Origin of the sequence: Rufibacter radiotolerans, from assembly GCF_001078055.1 — a bacterium.
GTDB lineage: Bacteria > Bacteroidota > Bacteroidia > Cytophagales > Hymenobacteraceae > Nibribacter > Nibribacter radiotolerans.
In genome coordinates this window covers 641457-661201 of record NZ_CP010777.1, presented here as the reverse complement: position 1 = coordinate 661201, position 19745 = coordinate 641457, and the positions used below count along the sequence as shown (strand labels likewise).

19 protein-coding genes are annotated in these 19745 nt (G+C 39.3%); all 19 read right to left on the bottom strand.

Translation table 11 applies throughout. The annotated features are described in order from the left end of the window. Window positions 1-14: 14 nt before the first annotated feature. The 19 genes from TH63_RS02790 to TH63_RS02700 all read right to left on the bottom strand — a co-directional run bounded on the left by TH63_RS02790 (window position 15) and on the right by TH63_RS02700 (window position 19721). Window positions 15-1265 (bottom strand): N-acetyl sugar amidotransferase, encoded by a 1251-nt coding sequence (locus tag TH63_RS02790; RefSeq protein WP_048919592.1) that lies wholly within the window; start codon window positions 1263-1265, stop codon window positions 15-17. Further along, window positions 1262-2131 (bottom strand): imidazole glycerol phosphate synthase subunit HisF, encoded by an 870-nt coding sequence (gene hisF / locus TH63_RS02785; protein ID WP_048919591.1) that lies wholly within the window; start codon window positions 2129-2131, stop codon window positions 1262-1264. The genes TH63_RS02790 and hisF overlap by 4 nt, the downstream gene beginning before the upstream one ends. A 1-nt stretch (window position 2132) precedes the next feature. Further along, window positions 2133-2756, bottom strand: a complete 624-nt coding sequence (hisH, locus tag TH63_RS02780) for an imidazole glycerol phosphate synthase subunit HisH (protein ID WP_048919590.1) — start codon at window positions 2754-2756, stop codon at window positions 2133-2135. Next, entirely contained in the window at window positions 2731-3879 is a 1149-nt protein-coding gene (locus TH63_RS02775) for an N-acetyl sugar amidotransferase (RefSeq protein ID WP_048919589.1), read from the bottom strand. Before TH63_RS02775 ends, hisH begins: the two co-directional genes overlap by 26 nt. After that, window positions 3879-4424, bottom strand: coding sequence for a GNAT family N-acetyltransferase (locus tag TH63_RS02770; RefSeq protein WP_048919588.1), 546 nt, complete (start codon window positions 4422-4424; stop codon window positions 3879-3881). Before TH63_RS02770 ends, TH63_RS02775 begins: the two co-directional genes overlap by 1 nt. Next, window positions 4417-5385 carry a hypothetical protein gene (locus TH63_RS02765; RefSeq protein WP_048919587.1) on the bottom strand — a complete coding sequence of 323 codons (969 nt, stop codon included), beginning with the start codon at window positions 5383-5385 and terminating at the stop codon, window positions 4417-4419. The genes TH63_RS02770 and TH63_RS02765 overlap by 8 nt, the downstream gene beginning before the upstream one ends. Next, on the bottom strand, window positions 5366-6676 hold the full coding sequence (locus TH63_RS02760) for a DegT/DnrJ/EryC1/StrS family aminotransferase (protein ID WP_048919586.1): 1311 nt from the start codon (window positions 6674-6676) through the stop codon (window positions 5366-5368). Before TH63_RS02760 ends, TH63_RS02765 begins: the two co-directional genes overlap by 20 nt. A gap of 12 nt (window positions 6677-6688) precedes the next feature. Then, entirely contained in the window at window positions 6689-7627 is a 939-nt protein-coding gene (locus TH63_RS02755; RefSeq protein WP_048919585.1) for a Gfo/Idh/MocA family protein, read from the bottom strand. Window positions 7628-7629: 2 nt separating this feature from the next. After that, window positions 7630-8328 (bottom strand): pseudaminic acid cytidylyltransferase, encoded by a 699-nt coding sequence (gene pseF, locus TH63_RS02750; protein ID WP_048919584.1) that lies wholly within the window; start codon window positions 8326-8328, stop codon window positions 7630-7632. 2 nt (window positions 8329-8330) lie between these two features. Further along, the gene (gene pseI, locus TH63_RS02745) at window positions 8331-9371 is read right to left on the bottom strand and encodes a pseudaminic acid synthase (RefSeq protein WP_048919583.1); all 1041 of its coding nucleotides are present in this window, start codon (window positions 9369-9371) and stop codon (window positions 8331-8333) included. After that, complete coding sequence (locus TH63_RS02740) at window positions 9358-10230, bottom strand: methionyl-tRNA formyltransferase (protein ID WP_048919582.1); 873 nt, start codon at window positions 10228-10230, stop codon at window positions 9358-9360. The genes pseI and TH63_RS02740 overlap by 14 nt, the downstream gene beginning before the upstream one ends. A 31-nt stretch (window positions 10231-10261) precedes the next feature. Continuing rightward, the gene (gene pseG, locus TH63_RS02735; protein ID WP_048919581.1) at window positions 10262-11716 is read right to left on the bottom strand and encodes a UDP-2,4-diacetamido-2,4,6-trideoxy-beta-L-altropyranose hydrolase; all 1455 of its coding nucleotides are present in this window, start codon (window positions 11714-11716) and stop codon (window positions 10262-10264) included. Window positions 11717-11750: 34 nt separating this feature from the next. Further along, window positions 11751-12815, bottom strand: a complete 1065-nt coding sequence (locus TH63_RS02730) for a Gfo/Idh/MocA family protein (RefSeq protein ID WP_048919580.1) — start codon at window positions 12813-12815, stop codon at window positions 11751-11753. Then, window positions 12808-13809, bottom strand: coding sequence for an MDR/zinc-dependent alcohol dehydrogenase-like family protein (locus TH63_RS02725; RefSeq protein ID WP_197088626.1), 1002 nt, complete (start codon window positions 13807-13809; stop codon window positions 12808-12810). The genes TH63_RS02730 and TH63_RS02725 overlap by 8 nt, the downstream gene beginning before the upstream one ends. After that, entirely contained in the window at window positions 13799-14947 is a 1149-nt protein-coding gene (gene pseC / locus TH63_RS02720; RefSeq protein ID WP_048919578.1) for a UDP-4-amino-4,6-dideoxy-N-acetyl-beta-L-altrosamine transaminase, read from the bottom strand. The genes TH63_RS02725 and pseC overlap by 11 nt, the downstream gene beginning before the upstream one ends. Beyond that, a complete protein-coding gene (locus tag TH63_RS02715) occupies window positions 14931-15947 on the bottom strand; it encodes a glycosyltransferase family 2 protein (RefSeq protein ID WP_048919577.1) in 1017 nt (338 codons plus the stop codon). Before TH63_RS02715 ends, pseC begins: the two co-directional genes overlap by 17 nt. Before the next feature lie 16 nt (window positions 15948-15963). Beyond that, entirely contained in the window at window positions 15964-16986 is a 1023-nt protein-coding gene (pseB, locus tag TH63_RS02710) for a UDP-N-acetylglucosamine 4,6-dehydratase (inverting) (protein ID WP_048919576.1), read from the bottom strand. A 404-nt stretch (window positions 16987-17390) separates the two neighbouring features. Next, window positions 17391-18365: a UDP-glucuronic acid decarboxylase family protein gene (locus tag TH63_RS02705; protein ID WP_048919575.1), complete on the bottom strand. Its 975-nt coding sequence runs from the start codon at window positions 18363-18365 to the stop codon at window positions 17391-17393. A gap of 3 nt (window positions 18366-18368) precedes the next feature. After that, the gene (locus TH63_RS02700) at window positions 18369-19721 is read right to left on the bottom strand and encodes a UDP-glucose dehydrogenase family protein (RefSeq protein WP_048919574.1); all 1353 of its coding nucleotides are present in this window, start codon (window positions 19719-19721) and stop codon (window positions 18369-18371) included. Between the last annotated feature and the right edge of the window lie 24 nt (window positions 19722-19745).

The following is a 19745-nucleotide window of genomic DNA, read 5'->3' as shown; positions in this document are numbered from 1 at the left end:
ATTGTTTCCGTGTATTATTTGTAATAACCTTTTCCAATCAGAATATAATGGTCTTCTTTATAAGCAGCCTCGTGGTCGGTAATTATAAAATCACAACTATCAACTTTCTCTAATCTGTAAGGATCTATATCTTCAGCACTTTCTTTTTCGGGCAAGAGATCCGTTTTTAGCTCCCATTCCCATTTATTATTTCGGCCCCAGATGTCCGGGCTCCGGTGCAGATCAATAATAAAATTAAACCCGGACTCTTTCATTCCAATCCAATCCAGAAAAAGGCCCAGGTTCTGCGGCTCTTTATAAACATACTGCTTAACAAGCTCCGCTCCTTCTTCCCGGGTTAACCTTTTAAGGCGTATTTCCCGGCTAGCATGATCTGTTACTTTACCATACCCATGCTTTAAGAATTTTATGTAATCATGTACATCAGAATAATTAAAGCAATCAATATCATTATAGGTATCAAAGGTACGGGTTTGATAGTTAGACTCGTATCCGTACTGCGCAATCATTTGTTCGTGCTGCGACTTAGAGTCCCATCTGATATAGTTATTGAGGTAAATACCCCTTATCCCTACCCGCTCCAATTCTTTGTCATCCGGATAAACAAAGGACCTGACATCATCAAGGGAAATATTATCGAAATCACTAACAAGATCTTCGGCTTCAAGCCCCATCAGATCGTGCTCCTTCCTATACTTTCGGGTCATTTCCACCTCATCAAGGTGCGAAAACATCCCAACCTGATCTACTCCCTGGTGGGCACCCCAGATAATTAAAGGAATTTTGAATTTAACAGCCATCTGAACAGGAAAAACAGTTTGACCGGCCAGGCAATGCCAATACATGCTGCCTTTTTTGCCCAGAGTTGCCCTGGTTATTTTCTTAACCTTTTCAGGATCAACCGTGAGCGTCATAATATCGCAGTTGAATTTGATCCGCAGATTTGCCAGATTTCGGATACCTATTTCCGTATTATACTGTTTATTATAAGTAACCAGTAAGGGGTTCATACCATATACATTTTTTACGGTATGCACAATAAAATATGAATCTCTGGCTCCGCTTACAGGAATTATGCAATCATAGTTATTGCCGCTTTTATTCTTATACTGTTCTAAAATGGACCGTAACTTCTCTCCTCTTTCTTCCCAGTTTAACTGATCTTTTTCTTCATGTACTCTACAGCCGCTACAGATGCCTTCATCATCAAAAGTAAGCCCTAGCGGGTGTTTTGATGAATAGAGGCAACGCTTACAAATCTTCATATTACTTCTTTTTCAATACGTATAAATAATAAGTCATCCAGATACTGGTCATCTGCTTTTAAAAGCCTGCCCCTCTCATCAAACTGACTGTGATCGTAATTAGCAAATGTTTCCAGCCTGACTGTACTTTTGGCTTCCACCAATTGTGCCTTAAGCATATTAACACTATGTTCCGCGAAATGAAAAATATTTCCGGCGCAGGCAGCAGATACCTGCGTTTGTTGTAGCAGATTAATAAAGTGCGAAGCTTTACCTGCTCCCCCAAGAGCAATAACTGGAATGGTTACTTCCTGACAGGCCTGCTCATATAAGTCGGTTTCAAAACCATTATATCGTCCATCCCTTTCCACTGACTGCAGGACCACCTCTCCTGCCCCGGCAACTTCCAGTTCTTTTACAAAATCAATGACCTTTTTGCCTGTAGTCTGCTTTCTTATATAATCATAGACTTCATAACCGTCCTGTCCTTTCACAAAGTCAACCACCGCTACCATAAACTGATCTCCAAATTTATTTGCCCCCTGGGTCAGTAAATTCAGATTTTTATGTAAAGCCTGATTAAGGCAAATTTTATCAGCTCCTGATTGAAGCATAATTTCCATTTGCTCCACGGAAGTTATGCCACCACCTACCGCAAGCGGAACGCGACAATATTTTGAACTCTTCATTACCAAATCAGGGGAGATGGTTGATTTGTTCTTTGTAGCTGAAATATCGATTAGAAATATCTCATCAATACCCCATTTATTCAAAAATTCAACTGCAATTTCGGGCTTTCCTACAGGCAGGTATTTATTAAAACCAATACTCTGCACAACCCAGTTATCTTTTATAATTAAGGCTGCACCTATTCTTTTCTTTAACATTTTACCCAATGGAATTTAAGAACCCTTTTAATAACCTGAGTCCGGTGATCTGACTTTTTTCCGGGTGAAACTGCACCCCATGAATATTTCCCCTTTTTACAGCCGCCACCAACCCTAGTCCATAGTTTACTCTTGCTGCCACATCTTCTTCATTCTTGGCATCAAAATGGTAGCTGTGGTCAAAATAGAAGTTAGATGTCCCTTGCATACGATCAAACAAGGGCTCCTTCTGCCTAATATCCACATCGTTCCAACCTACGTGAGGAACCCTAAGATTCTGGCCCCCTTCTATCCTGATTACTCCGCCACTTATCCAACCAAGCCCATTATGGTATCCATTTTCTTCAGAAAAATCAGCCAGAAGCTGCATACCAAGGCAAATACCTAAGATGGGCTTTTTCTGCTCCAACACCAGTTCATTTAATGGAACAATCAACCGCCGCTCGTGTAAGCTTTCCATAGCGGCACCAAAGGCTCCTACACCTGGCAAAATCAGTCCATCTGCCTTGGCCAGTTTATTTGTATCATTAGAAACAAACAAATTATATCCCAAAGATCCTATGGCCTCTTTTACTGACTGGATATTCCCGACGCCGTAATCAATTATTGCTATACTCTTCTTCATACTTACCTACCTCAAATGTTGGCATCCACTCTCCTGATTCATTTTTTGTGAAGAGTTTTTTATTAACCCCCTGATCTACTATTCTCCAGAATTCTTCTACACTGATATTTATATACCGGCAAAAAGATTCTATATATTGGGGTGAACATTTGCCATCATATTTTTCTACAAGTTCAATACCTTCTTCTCGGGTCAGACGTTTCCACCGGATATCTTCATTTACATAATCTGTAATCCGGCCAAATCCAAACTTAAGGTATTTGATCATCTGGTTAAATGTCACCCAATCTTCATCCAGAGAGGTTATCCCCATGTAGTCCCCAATATTTTCTGGTGGTTCTTCCCTGACATCTAATCCTCGTAAAGCTGCAAATATACCATTGTTTAATAGGGACCAGTCCTTCCAAAAGTAGCCTAAAAATACGATTCTAAGCCCAGCATTCTCCATCTCTCTATCAGATGGGTAGCAATACTGTAGGATATCATTCTTTTTTATCTCCTCGCCTAACAACCAAGTGACGTCACCACCAGCCAGGGTATTCATATGTTTTAGCCTATTTCCATCACTACCAGTCTTTCCCATAACATTCAAGTCACCTAGTTGAAGAGCGGTATTTTCACCCCACCAGATAAGCGGAATCTGGTAAGCAATTGCCAGCCGGGGAACGGAGCTAAAAAGTGCCATTTCAGTAGACCTGCACCAATTCACATGTTCCAGAAAAGCTTTCCGCATCAAGTCCCTCCAGGTATCGGGAGCAGGATTAATGGTTATACAATCAAAACCTAGTTTTATGAGATTGGAAATATTGTCAACTCCCCGCTGTGTTACCTGTTCAGGTGGATAGCTCAAACAAACCAGCAAAGGATTCATTCCCAGCACCTCCTTCACAAAAACAGCCTGCCGGAGAGAATCCTTTCCTCCACTCACACCAATAATACAATCATAACCAGAATGATTATTAGCTTTACCAAACGCAACTATATCTTTTAATTCTTCCCTGCGTTCCTCCCAATCAACAGCCTGAAGTGTTTCAAAATAGTTGCAGGCAGGGCAAACGCCCTTTTCGTCAAACTTTGTCCCAGGCCTGGTATCCGGCTGCAAACAATTTTTACAGTATTTCATTAGTTATTAAATTCACTTTTTAACACTCCATATTCTAGAATGCTATAATAAGAACCATTTTTATAAACTGCTTCCCTTCTTACACCTTCTTCTTTCATGTTTAATTTTGCAGCTAGCTTTTTCATCCCTACGTTACCTTCTAAGGTCCCGCAATAAATTCGGTGTAGGTTTAACCTTTCAAAACCATAGGCTATGATAAGCCTTGCTGCTTCCTCTCCATAGCCACCTTTCCAGAATTCTTTATTACCCAGAAGAATGGCAAATTCAGCATTCCTTGAAATCCAATTAATGCCCTGCAAGGAAACATTACCTATATGCGTGTTGGTTTCAGAATGAATAATAGCCAGAACTATATTGCTCTGGCTATTCTTTAAAGCTTCAAAATAAGTTCTCATTTTATACTCCGTATTAGGAAGGGTCGCATGAGAATTAAACCGGCATACTTCTTCATCATTTAGCCACTGCAGGTAGTCTGGACTTAAGTCTTTCTCCATCAAAGCCCGCAGATGAATTCTGCTTCCTTGTAAAAAAACAATCTCACTCATTTATAGCTTTTTTTAATTCTCTTCGTAGTTCCTGCCGCTCAACCACTTTGATAAGCGAACTATTATGCTTGAGCAGGTCTGCTTCATTTTTCCCAGGAAAATACCTGATTACTTTTTTACCCAAGGTGGCAGCCTCTAACAAAAGGTTGGAGTAAAATCCTATTACAACATCACATGCCATTATTAGTTCCAGGGTATTAGCATCCTTAATAAAAAACACCTCAAGTCCTGGCACTACCTTTACTTTTTCCTCAAGGATTCCCAGCGGCTGAAGCGGATGCATTTTGATAATTAGACTTAAATCCGTTTTCACCCCCCCAGCAACTGCCAGCAGATCATCCAGTGCCTCATCTTCAGTAAAACCCTGAATCTCTTTTCCATTCCGCAGCGATAACGGATCCGGGGCAAACAAAACATGACAGCCGTCTTGCCTGATGCCTAACTCTTTCAGGTAGGCCTTCTCCTCATACTCAGGTTGCCAATTGTTTTTCAGGAAAACATGATATGGGTTCTCATGAATAAAAAGCTTTTCTACCGGCAAACCTTCAGCAATGGCTAAATTTCTGGCAGTTTCATCTAATACCCAAATCTCATCCGGATAATGTTGCAGGCCATCTTTTCCTGTAAAACGCAACTTAAAGTTAACCCAATGGTCAATAAAGGCTATGGTGTAAATCCCCTCCTCTGTTGCTTTTATAATACAATTGATCTCAAAGTACTTTGAAGAAACCGGGTGAGATGTACCGGTAAAAATACAGTCTATCTTAAACTGTTTAAATGCAGGAGTATCTGCCGATAAATAAAATCGGCCGTTTCGTTTTACACCCAATTCTTTATTTGAAAATAGCAGCGGCTCAGTACCTGTTTCCTGTTGCCATATATCTGCCAGGGCCAGGCAGGCGTTTGCACCTGCCGGGTCGCTGAACACAAAACCGATATGCTTACCCGGCAACTGCAGCATTTATTTTTAATTCGTCTATATGTTTAGCCACTTTTTCAAATGCCCGCACCACATCTTCCATATCTTTTCGGCTCATGCCCGGACGCATGTATTCATGTGTAATTAATTCAGAGTAGTGCATTTGTTCCGTGACCGGACAAAGGCCTTTGCTATAATTAACATCACTCTTGAACTTTTCATTATTAAAAGCAAATGCTGCTCTTTGCTGATAGATAGGTTGTAGATACAAAGGCCTAACATAACCAGCGCCAATTAGAGGGGCGGTTTCTCTCAATACCGCAGAGGGAATTTCAGCTTTCACAGCATTTACAAAGTCGTTCCGATGAACTTCAAAAACTGATTGATTATACTTAACTGGCTGAACGTAATAAGTATGAACAGATGGACTTTTAACTTTTGGAGGAGAAACCAAACCATTAATTGACCCAATGGCCTCATGTAGAAAAGCGGCATTCTTTAGGCGCTCCTCTAACAAGGCAGGCAGCTTCTTTAACTGTTCTATTCCAATAGCTGCCTCAATTTCCGTCATGCGGTAATTAAAGCCTATCATATTGGTAAGGTCGGTTATGCCTTTGGCTTCTACAATATTTTCACCATGGTTTCGGATCAACTGGATCCTTTCTGCCAGAATAGGATCGTTGGTCACAACAATTCCTCCTTCACCAGTATGTATATGTTTGTGATAGTTTAGGCTGAATACTCCCAGATCGCCAATGGTTCCTACATACTTTCCTTTGTACATACCCATTGGTGCCTGAGCACAATCTTCTATCACCTTTAAATTATGCTTTTTAGCCAATTGCATAATAGTATCCATATCTGCAGGATGACCAAAAATATGCACTACCAGAATTGCTTTGGTACGAGGTGTTATCTTAGCCTCTATACTCTTGGGGTCCATGCAAAACGTGTCTGGGTCAATATCTGCGAATATGGGAACACCTCCATAAACTATAGGCGCGATAGCACTCGCCGACATGGTGTAGGGTGAAACAATTACCTCATCGCCTGGCTGAATGCCACAGGCACCCACAGCAGCGAATAAGCCAGAAGTATTGGAGTTCACGCTGATTGCATACCCAACACTGAGTGCCTGGCACCAGTCTTCTTCCAGCTTTCTTACCGTTGGACCTCCAAAGAAATCTGGTGTCCAGGCGCCCAGGAACTGGGAAAGATTACCTGTGTCAAGCACTTTTTGTACAGCCTCCTTTTCTTCTTTCCCTATGGTATTATAGGCAGGGAATAACTCTTTTCTTATTGGCTCGCCGCCTTTGATGGCTAAGTGTGGCATAATAATTTCTAATTAAGGTTCAATGATCTCTAATATTCGCTTGTTTAACTGCAATGAAGAAAGAAAGTTATCTTCTGACTTCTTTCTGTATTGCAGCCTAATTGCCTCCTCTAGCACTGGCACCATATACGTATCTAAAATATTTACCTGCCTCTCTTCTCTATTTTCCTGCAACTTACCTTCCCGCAAATAGTAATACCGGATCTCATTACCGCTATTACTTATCGTGAGCTTATACTTGTCAAAAAATATCTCTAATTCAAAAATAGGATACTGAGTGCCGGTTAAGCCTACAAAATTTAAAGCCTGATTTAAATAAGTACAAGTTCCGGTAATAGTAGGATCATACTCAAAAGCATCATATACAGCAGAGGCACTATAAAAGCTGCTAAATGTTACAGGTACTCCAAACAGAAATTCTAATAAATCAAAAGCATGACTGGCATTATTCAAAAACCCCCGGTTATATTTTATAATTAAACCTTTAAACAAACCATTATCTGTAAACTGCCTAATTTTGTTCCTGGCCTCTATAAATGCTGGTTGAAACCTTCTGATGTAGTTTACTAAAACTTTAGAGCGTGAATTTTTATACAACCCCATTAACTCTTCTATCTGACTTAAAGAATTTACAACCGGTTTCTCACAGATTATTACTGGAACTTCCTGTTCAAGTAATTGCTTAAGATATGAGAAATGAGTGGGGGTTGGAGTGGTAATGCTGATTATATCAAAATCACTGAAAGTTATTTCGGATAATGATTGTAAATGGTTAGCCCTATAAATTGACGCAATTCTTGTTGCATTTTCTGTATCCTGATCATAAATACAAAGCTTAACTCTTTTGTCAAGTGAAAAAGCTTTGGCGTGAGTCCATACCCTTTCAGGAGTATCTAAATCATACCCTGCGCCTATATTTCCACAACCAATTAATAAAGCATTAATCTGCATTCTTATCTTCCGATATTATGCATAAAACCATATTTAATTTCTGCTATTTTCCAGTCTTCTTCATTATCAATATCCTGCACTTCTGTTTCAGGAACTTCTAGCCCAATTGTATTCTCTGTAACCAGCTTTTTGGTTGTCAGGAATGTGTTTGCTTTAAAAAAATAAAACTGGCCACAGTCATGGTAAGCCGGCGGAAGATCCTGTGATCTCTTAGGTGCAAACTCCGGCCAGTTATAGGAAATGTTTTCTCCTTCCATTTTAAATGAACGCCAGATTGGAAAACTAAACTTAGTGACCGGGATCAGAGAGTCAGCATTTTTTTCAATCAATAACTGTAAGGCATTTTTTAATTTTTCAGCAGAAACGAACGGAGCTGTGGGATAGATACAACAGGCATATTCAAAATCCTGCCCCAGCCCCTTATATGCTTCTAGAACTTCTGAAATTACGTCAGCTGTAGAAGCATAATCATCAGAAGCTTTGGCTGACCGTTTAAAGGGAACCACAGCGCCGTATTGTATTGCAACCGCAGCAATCTCCTCATCATCCGTTGAAACCATCACTTCATCAAATACACAAGATTTCAGAGCTTCTTCAATACTGTAGGCAATAATGGGTTTCCCATGGAAAGGTTTTATGTTTTTCTTAGGAATCCGCTTGCTTCCACCCCGGGCTGTAATAATGGCAATTGCTTTTTTCATATTTAAATCATATCAAATGACAGGGGGGTGCCAGCCTTTATCTGAACCTTAGCGATTTTTCCTATTACCTGGTCAAGATGTTTGGGTGCCATTCCATTTCCGGGTCTTATCACCCTTAAATTATCTTCAGTAAGTAAATCTCCGGCTTCTACATCTTTACTTACATATATGGACCGCTTAAAGAATTTACTTTTTTCCTCAGCCTTTTGAATTCCGTACTGAACTTTACCTAACCCCTGCCAAGCCCGTTCTGTTTCAATGACCAAGGCATTTAGTTCTGCAGGTTCTAAAGAAAAGGCAGAATCAACTCCCCCTTCTGCCCGACTTAAAGTAAAGTGTTTTTCAACCACACAAGCACCTAATGCCACAGCAGCTACAGCTACACCTACACCCATTGTGTGGTCAGAAAGGCCAATAGGGCAATTAAACAATGCCTCCATGTGAGGGATAGTACTAATATTTGTGTTTGCTGGGCTTGAGGGATAAGTGCTGGTGCACTTTAGCAGAATAAGTTGGGTACAGCCATTATCACGAAGTATCTTAACGGATTCATCTAAGTCACTAAGTGATGTAACCCCAGTAGACATTATGACTGGCTTACCGGTAGCTGCCACTTTTTTTAACAGAGGCCAATCTGTGTTTTCGAAAGAAGCTATTTTGTATAACGGAGCACCCAGTTCCTCCAGGAAGTCAACAGCAGTCTCATCAAAAGGAGAGCTAAAGGCAATAATACCTCTTTGTTTCGCCAAATCAAAAATAGGCTTATGCCACTCCCATGGAGTATACGCTTCTGTGTAAAGATCATAAAGCTCCCTTCCTTTCCAGAGAGAACCTTCATCCTGGATGGTATATACCCCAGGCATGGTCATGGTATCTGCGGTATAGGTCTGTAACTTGATAGCATGTGCCCCTGCGTCGGCTGCTGCATTAACAATAGCCAGCGCCCGGTCCAATGACTGGTTGTGGTTACCAGACATCTCCGCAATAATAAAAGGCGTAGAACCCTTACCTATTGTAACATTTCCAATCTTAATATTTTCCATAAAATTTACCGTTTACTTTAAAGCCCGGATCCAGGTCGAAATTTACAATTTTTATTGCTCCGTTCTGAGTTTTCACAATTGGGTTTCCATCCTCAATCATTAAGATAGAACCGTTATCAACATTATCCGAATAACCGATATTTGAGAAAACTACTTTGTTAATTCTAATTCTTTTTTCATTAAAATAAGTAAAAGCGCCCGGATACGGATGAGCCAGAGCCCTTACCCAATTAAAAATGCGTTCCTTCTGCCAATTCCAGTTTATTTCACCGTCTTCGGGAGTACGTTTGCTAAAGTAAGTAGCTTTGGAATGATCTTGAGCCTTTAGCTCCAATGTGCCATTTGAAGCACCTTCTAGAACCCTTCTAACCAGTTCAGGGTATTTTTCCTTATATTTTTCCAACAAGGACGCACCCGTATCATTGTCTTCTATGCTAATTCTAAGCTGACTAATGATTGGACCAGTATCACAACCTTCATCTATCAAGTGAGCAGTTATACCTGTTTCCTTTTCGTTGTTAATGATAGCCCAAACATGGGGTGTACGGCCTCTGAATTTAGGCAACAAGGAGCCGTGAATGTTTATGGCATACTTTCTAGGCCAATGTATAATTTGATGATCAATAAGAAAAAGGTAATTAATTGATAGAATAACATCAATCTTTACCTTATTAATTAGGTCGCTAATTTTTCCATTCCGTGGGTTTCCAGCAAAAAAAACAATATCTTTTAATTTACAGAAGGAAATAATTTCCTCAGACTGCCTATCTGTCAAAACACATCTAACATTATATGCTAAACAAACCTCCAACAAGATCTTATAACCCAAATTACCTGAAACAAGTAAACAGATATCCATTCCAAATAATAATTTTATTCCTGAGATTCACTTAATTCGAGCAATGCAAACTATATTTATATGATTCTGCATACTCTCCACTTTCTTCCTTCACAAAGGATAATTTCTCAAAAGAACGTTGAGAAGCTACATTAGATTTTTTTACAAATCCTACTATCTCAATAGGAGCTTTAACCTCTTGCAAAAAAGCATTAATTCCTTTACTCAATATGCTTGAACCTAAACCTTTATGCCGAATTGATTTATCAGCTAAAAAACTAAGAACAGCTTTCTTATTTGTTTTTTGGAAACGAATTTGTGCAACTGGCTTCTCATCTTTTTCAAGTATATAAAAAAAGACATCGAGGTCATTTAATTTTTTATTAAACCAGATTATATGGCTTTGCAAATCGATTGCAGATTGGTTATATGATTGACCTCTTACCTCAACATCATTCGCCCAACTAAAACAAATATCCAAATCATTTTTATTCACTCTTCGTATGGAAAGTTTTTTAGAATCATAGTATTGCTGAAAAACGCTTCTTAACCGGTCATCTGAGCTTCCATCAAAATAATAACTTTGCTTCTTGAATGCATTTTCTATTTTTTCAGTACTAAGTGACTCTAAATCATTTATTCTAAAAGCCATTTCCTCGGTAAGAAAAAACTTAATAATATCAGATTGGTTGTCAGCTATTTGCTCTAAAAAGACAATTCCACCTACTGACATATATTCATAAACTATTGAACTGGGTGAGCAGATAGCATAGCTACAGTGTTGCATGAGACTAACCATTTCCTCAGAGGTGAGGGCATAGTAAAGTGTTATATCTTGGTTCTGAATATAAGATTCTAAAGCTTCCTTATGTTTGAATGCACCACCAACAACTACATGAAAATTATCAAAGTAAGCTGACTCCCGTATATTTTTATTCTTTAATATTTCTAAGGTTTTATTATCAGGGTCTGCACCTCCAAAACAAACAAAACAATTCTTATTTGTTATAGAGTTTCTTCTCTGCTTCGCAGCCTTTAAAAAAGGTTCTCGCAATAAGGAATAGCGAGGTCCCAAAAAGAATTGCGTTGTTGGTAAAGCCCGATAATCAAGAGGATCAATGCCTCCTGCATGGTTTATAATGACTTTAGAATGAAATTGGAAAGCATGAATATCATCAATACTAAAGAGATCAAATCCATTGTTGACTAACAATTCCTGATAAGTTGAATCGAAATTATATCCATCAAGGACAATAAGACTCTGTGAAGGAATCATATCAGCCATTAACTTTGCCTCCAAACTATATTCCTGTTCAGGCAGAGAAATGATTTCAGAAAAAGAAGATTTTAATGTTTCGATTACAGTATATATCTCACATCTCGTAGCAAGTACGCAATCGAACTTTTCTTTCAACATATCTGCAAGAGCTGATGATCTAACTAGGTGACCAAGACCTATATCACTGCTTCCATCAGCTCTGAAGAAAATCTTTTTCTTAGTAATCATTTCAAAATTTCGGTTCAACAATAGTTTTATTTAACTAAGCATATAGATTTCCAGTCCTTCCAGAAATATATAGATTTGCATTTAACGAGGATACTGACAATCTTTTACCTCCTTCTAAAGAGGATTGAAATATCCCAAACAAAATATTTTGATTCATTTCAATTTCAGCAGGTGTGATGAGGGAAAAGTGGACATTACTGCCCAAGCTCTTTGAAATAGAAGAATAAATATTACATATTCCGCTTTCTTTGAAATTGTTTTCAATTCTTTTTGAACTAGTAAAGTACGCATTGTACTTGCCAGAATAATTTAGTTCTATATAGTCTCCATCACCATGAATAGTAATAAATCCTTTAGTACATCCTAATCTTATATTCCAACCACCACATGGCAAAATATTGCCAATCACTCCATTCTTAAATTTAATTGTTGCTGTTTCAACCAATGGGTCGCCATCAAAATTATTCGGGGCTATCAATTGGCCCTCTTCCAAGTCACAATGCCCGCTGATATACTCTACCTCCGAAGAACCTGCAAAAAACAGGAAAAGATCAACTGCATGTGGTAGGGTCCATAACAACTTTGTATAACCGAATTCTGCGGTAATACTCTTCAACTCTCCCATTTCACCAGAATTCAATATTTCCTTTGCCTGCTGATAGATCCCCATTGCCCTTCTGGCTGCACCATATCCTAATATGCAGTCATTACCCACCACCTTTTCAATTATCTCAGATGTTCTTTTAAGACTATTTGCTAACGGCTTTTCAACCACAATCGCCTTTATATTATTATCGAGGGCCTGCATGATCAGATCGTACCGCTCTGGGGTACGGGTAGCAATGGTTAGAATATCTGGCTGCTCCTTCAGAAGTGTATTTGGATCAGGATGTTCCTTTGCACTTAAATTATAATAATCAGATACCCATTTAACCCGTTCCAAATTCACATCACTGATATGCTTCAGTTCAATGTTCTCTGTTGCCAGCAAGGCTTCAATATGAGAAATTGGCAGCCATCCATTAGGAACCTGTCCTGCTAACCGGGTACTAGGCTCTGCACCTATTCTTCCTAAACCTATTATTCCAGCTTTAAGCATTCTCAGTCCAATTTAAAATCCCTGTAAACTTTCTGGTGCCTCTAATAAGTAAGAAATCATAAAGCTCACTTAACTGCTCCCATTTAACTTCCTTAGAAATTAGCCTTTTTGGATCAAGTCTGCCGGCAGCAATTAGCCCTAGCAAATAGTTTATATTCCGCTTTAGCGAGAATTGAACATCTGACACTGTAGCTTCACCATCATAAACATAGCCCGCAGACTTAAGGGTTAATTGTTTATCATAGAAAAACCGGGAGTCAAGTGGATTAATTTCAGGTAAGGCCAGGCCTCTGCCTGGAAAACCTAGATTAACCATTGTTCCTTTCTTTCTTAAGAGTTCCATTGACAAAAACCAGTCTTCCCAACTATTGCTGGTATTGATAATAATGTCAAAGGAATTAAAGTAAGATTGAGTTTCAATTCTCTCTTTAGCAGAAAATGAAATACCATCTGCCTTTAATTCATCCTGCAAATAGACTTGATTTGAAAATACGTGGGTTTTAAATCCGAACTGGTTGCACAGCAAAGCGGTGCCATACCCTAATGTACCTGTGCCCATTACGCCCACCTTCATTCCGGGCTGGGCACCACTTTCTATTGTAGCCATATACCCTAAATGGAAAAGGTAAACAGCACTGGCAAGTTTATAATCGATGTTTCTTCCCAAAACAGCAATTACTTCGTTGGCTTTAATTTTGAAGTACTTTTGATGTGAAGTAAAAGTAAGTATCACATCACCTTCGCTAACTCCTGTACTGGTACTGCCAACTTTAATAACTTTTCCAACATTGCAATACCCCATTAATCTGGGATACTGCATTCCTGGACGCAAAGGAGGGAAGCCTTGGTAAGCAGCTAACTCCGTTCCCGGTGAAACGCAGGAATAAATAGTCTGACCTACAATTTCATTATCCAGAAGGTTAGATACATCTAGCTCTTCTTCCTGAATGGTGAGTTCAAACTTATTCTTAAGAATATAGGTCTTATTTTGCAAAGAATTCATTGATGCTGCTTACTACATATTCTATTTCTTCATTTTCTAATGTAGGGAACATTGGTAAGCTAAGGCACCTTTCATAGTATAACTCCGCTGCAGGAAAGTCTCCTTTCTTCCAGCCAAGGCCTTGGTAATAAGGCATGGTATGGACAGGGATATAATGCACTTGAGTGAAAATGTTTTTGGACCGCAGATAATTGTATAATCCAAGCCGGTCTGCTACTTCAATAATGTACAAATGATACGCATGACCTTCCACCACACCGGAGTGACCAAGAATTCTTTCATTTCCTGTAAAGGCCTCGTTATACTTTCTAGCTATTTCTCTTCTTTTTTCAAGCCCTGCATCAGCTCTTTTTAACTGAGAAGTTCCTAAAGCAGCCTGGAAATCGGTTAGCCGGTAATTGTACCCTAATTCCTGCATTTCATAGTACCAGCCACCATGGTTTTCCTTTAGTAGATTTGAATCTTTAGTAATACCATGGGTTCTTAATAGCAGCAACTTATTATAAAGATCGTCATCATTACAGCTTATCATGCCTCCTTCGCCGCAAGCGATATGCTTTACCGGATGAAATGAAAATATAGCTGCTTCAGCAAACTGGCTGTTTCCACAAAATTGCTTTTGGCCCTTAGAGTCTACAAAATATCCTCCGGGAGCGTGACAGGCATCCTCAATTATCCATAGGTTATACTTATCTGCCAAGGTTCTGAATTTCTCCAGATTTACTGCCCTACCAGCAAAGTCAACCGGAATAATTCCTGAAAAGAATCCGGCAGGTTTGGACTTAATCAGGTCCTCTACTTTATTTAGATCAAGCAGATAAGATTCTTCATCTATATCAGCAAAGTAAACATTTCCGCCGCAATACCGGATGCAATTTGCTGAAGCCGCGAACGTAATGGGCGTGGTAATTACATTTGACTTTTCATTTACCCCAAGCGCTAATGCTGCTAAGTGTAAAGCAGCCGTTCCATTGCTTACAGCCAAAGAATGTTTTACATCTATATATTCTGAAAACTTCTGCTCAAACTCCGCAATTCTTGGCCCTTGAGTTAGAAAGTCTGATTGCAAAGCATCGGTAACTGCTTTTAAATCTTCATTATTTATATATTGCTTACCGTATGGTATCATTTATTTTTTTGTTTAAAGAATAAAGCATTGAAAACATCTTTGGGTGGATAGAATTTATCCGAAACCAAATCAAACTTTTCCAGTCTAAATTTTTATAATAACTATTATTATGCAAATTAGACAGGACATCTTTCACCTTTTTAAGCTCTTTTAATCTATGATAAGGTAAAACTTTATACCTTTCATATGTACCATATAAAGTACTTAAATATAATTTAAATACTACAAAGTCAACTTCTTCCTGAAATTCACTATATAGCCCATTATCTATAAATCTTTGTTTAACAAAGGAAGTGGAAAGTAAACGCTCATTAAAATATCTATCTTCAGGAGAATATTTTTCAACTTTTCCCCTGCAGGTAGAATTTGAACTTAGCACATAATTATAATACGGATAATCAACCTTTTCTATTTTTTTAGCAAAAACCAGCAAAATAGGAATCAGGTTATTTTCGTCAAACAATACCTTCTCCTGAAAAAAAAGATTATTAGAAAAAAACAGTTCTCTTCTGAAGACCTTTGTAAAAACTCTTCCGGTATTCAGAATGAGACTTTTACGCTTCGCTTTATCCAGCAGACCTACTTGTTCCTTTGTATTAGAAATTTCAACAGAAATTTCTTTTCCGTTCTCATTTAAAACTAACGCATCGCAATCAACAATATCTGCATCTTCAAGCAAGGCTTTGTTAACCAAAGCTTCATACATTTCTTTATGTACAAAATCATCAGAATCAACAAACCCGATAAACTTACCTGTACTAGCTTTAATACCAGCATTTCTTGCTCCACCTAAACACCTATTTTCAGGCAAATCTATTACAGTAATTAAATCGGGATAATTATTTTTATATTCTAATAATATCTCCAAAGAATTATCAGGAGAAGCATCATTCACTAAAATAATTTCCTTTTCTACTATAGTCTGATTTATCAGGCTTTCAATGCACCTTCTTAAATAAATTTCTGTTTTATAAACAGGTACAACAATGCTGATCTTCATTATTCCTGCATCATTCCTATTTTATTTCAAAATAAGGGTCAACATAGTCCTTAATGAGGGCTCTCAAATCTTCTACTGAAAGCCAATCAGAATTTTGGCCAGAACTATAGTTAAATCCTTCTGGTACTTTTACGGCTCCAAAATGTTTAATAAAGTCTTGAAGCTCCCATGCTGGGGTTTGAGGAAGAATGGCATAATATTTCCCCAAATCATAAGTGGTAAAGGAGTCAGAGCTTGTGATCATTTCTTCATGCACTTTTTCTCCTGGTCTGATACCAACAATCTTTTTCTCACAATCAGGACCAATAGCTTCTGCCACATCCATGATTCGGTAAGATGGGATTTTAGGCACGAATAACTCGCCACCCCAAGCCGTTTCCAGGGAATGGAGCACCATATCTACTCCTTCTTCCAAAGAAATATTGAATCGCGTCATATTGGGATCGGTAATTGGTAATACACCTTCTTGTTTCTTCTTCATGAAGAAAGGCATTACCGAGCCATTTGAGCCCATTACATTTCCATAGCGAACCACTGAGAAAATAAGGTCTTTGTTACCCTTTATGTTGTTGGCTGCAATAAAAAGTTTATCTGAGGTAAGTTTAGTAGCACCATACAGGTTTATTGGGGCACAGGCTTTATCCGTGGAAAGCGCTACTACCTTTTTGATTCCTGTTTCCAGCGCAGCCCTAATTACATTATCAGCACCCCCAATATTGGTCTTAACGCACTCATCAGGGTTATATTCTGCTATATGCACATGTTTCATTGCAGCGGCATGAATAACATAGTCTATCCCGTTACAGGCTCTTTTAAGACGTTCAAAATCTCTTACGTCACCAATAAAGTAACGGATTCCAGGATATTTGCTTTCTGGAAAATCAAAAGCCATTTGGAACTGCTTCTGCTCATCCCGCGAATAAATAACCAGGCGTTTAATATCCGGAAATCTTGTAAGAACTGTTTCCACAAATTTCTTTCCGAATGAACCCGTTCCACCGGTAACCAGGATTGATTTATTATTTAAATCTAGACTCATTTTCTGTTGACTTCTAAGTAGTATAACTAAGTATAAAATTGTACAAAATTAAAAAGGCAGGCCAAACTTATCAGTTTCTCCAAACTCTTAGTGAAAATTCACTTTAAAATTAGCCATTTTAAAGGAATGACCTGCAAAGCTACAAATTTTGGCTAGCAAGTAGTATTATGATTTTTAAGATATTTCAATGCTTGAGGCGGCACTATTACTAATGGCTCTTGTCATTTAGTATAAAATATTAAAAGGACAGTAAGAAGATAGATAAAAGCCTGTCCTAAATTGGCTAAATAATTAATTCAGGCTCTTAACCTCGTTTACTATACCTATCATGTAAAATTCTAATAGATTATATTTTAAGAATCTTACTCTTTAAAATTCTTTTATGTTTTTAAATACTAAATAATTCAAAAAGTTCTGGCCTCTACTGGTGCAGTATCTACATGCTCTTTAAAATATTCCAATGTCCGCTTTAAGCCTTCTTCTCTGGAAACCTGGGGCTCCCACCCAAGAATTTCTTTGGCTTTGGAAATATCGGGCCTCCGTTTCTGCGGGTCATTTTCAGGCAATGGCTGGTACCCAAGCTTCAGTTCCACCCCTGTCAGTTTGCAGATTTCTTCAGCAAACTCCTTAATAGTCACCTCAGATGGGTTTCCAATGTTAACAGGCAGAGCATAATCACTTAGCAACAACCGGTAAATTCCCTCAATAAGGTCATCTACATAGCAAAAGGAGCGTGTTTGTGAACCATCACCAAATAAGGAAAGTTCCTCTCCCCGTAAGGCTTGGCCCATAAAGGCTGGCAACACTCTACCATCATTAAGGCGCATACGTGGGCCATAGGTGTTGAAAATACGGACTATGCGCGTCTCTAACCCATGGTGCATGTGGTAGGCCATGGTGATGGCCTCCTGGAAGCGCTTGGCTTCGTCATAGCAGCCCCGGGGCCCTACAGGGTTCACATGACCCCAGTATTCTTCCACCTGCGGGTGTACTTCCGGATCTCCGTATACTTCTGAAGTGGAGGCGATCAGCATCCTTGCTCTTTTATTTTTGGCAAGCCCTAAAAGATTATGAGTTCCTAAAGAACCTACCTTTAAGGTCTGGATGGGAATCTTCAGGTAATCAATAGGCGAAGCAGGGGAAGCGAAATGCAGTATATAGTCCAGATGCCCGGGCACGTGCACGAACTTAGAGACATCATGGTGATAAAATTCAAAATGCTTCAGCTTAAACAGGTGCTCAATGTTTTTGAGGTCACCCGTAATAAGGTTATCCATGGCAATGACATGGTATCCTTCCTTTATAAAGCGGTCGCAAAGGTGCGAGCCCAAAAATCCGGCGCCGCCAGTAATTAATACGCGTTTTCTATCTTTTGCCATTTCTTAGTTTGTGGTTTCAATAACCGGAAGCACTTCCTGCACTCCTATTCCGTAGTAAGCGAAGCCCAGGTCACAAAGCTCCCTTGCTTCATAGATGTTACGGCCGTCTATGATGACTTTATTCTTCAGCAGTTTGCCCATCACCTGGAAATTAGGAGATCTAAACTCCGGCCATTCCGTGACGATAAGCAAGGCATCTGCATCAATCAGAGCTTCATATTCATCTTTGGAATATTCTACTCTTTCATTCTCGCCAATCATATGCTTCGCTTCTTTGATGGCTACCGGGTCATAGGCTTTTACCTTGGCACCCTCCGCCAGAAGCTTTTCAATGATCACCAAAGAAGGGGCTTCGCGCATGTCATCCGTTTTAGGCTTAAAAGATAAGCCCCATAAAGCGAAGGTTTTACCTGCCAGTTCACCGTTAAAATGTTTCTTAACTTTATTAAAGAGTACCTCCTTCTGATTCTCGTTCACAGATTCAACAGCCTTCAAGATTTGCATCTGGTAGCCATTCTCTGCAGCAGTCTTTATCAGGGCCTTTACATCTTTCGGGAAGCAGGATCCACCGTAGCCTATGCCTGGGTAGATGAATTTGTTCCCAATCCGGGAATCACTGCCTATGCCTCGGCGCACCATGTTCACGTCTGCTCCCATGATCTCACAGAGGTTAGCGATATCGTTCATGAAGCTGATCTTAGTGGCCAGCATAGAATTGGCGGCGTATTTAGTCATTTCTGCAGAAGGAACGTCCATAAAAATAATGGGGTGTCCATTCAGCAGGAATGGTTTGTAGAGTTTGCGCATCACCTCTTCTGCCTGCTCAGACTCAACCCCAATCACAATGCGGTCTGGCTTCAGGAAGTCTTCAATGGCAGCGCCCTCCTTCAAAAACTCCGGATTGGAGGCTACATCAAATTGAAGGTCTGAATTTCTCTTTTTCAGCTCTTCTGTAATTGCCTGCTTTACTTTTTTGGCAGTACCTACCGGCACAGTGCTTTTGGTTACTACTACCAGGTAATCGTTCATGTGTTGCCCAATTTCACGGGCAACTCCCAATACATATTTAAGGTCTGCACTACCATCTTCGCCCGGAGGAGTTCCCACGGCTATAAAGGCGGCATCGCATCCCTGAATAGCAGTAGCTAAATCTGTAGAGAACTGAAGGCGCTCTTTGGATACATTTCTGAGTACCATTTCTTCAAGGCCAGGCTCGTAAATAGGCAGAATTCCTTGTTTCAGGTCTTCAATTTTTTTGACGTTTACATCTATACATGTTACGTCAATACCCACCTCAGCAAAGCAGGTACCGGTTACCAGGCCTACATATCCTGTTCCTACAACGGCAATTTTCATATAGTCTTCTTACCTAAAAGATGA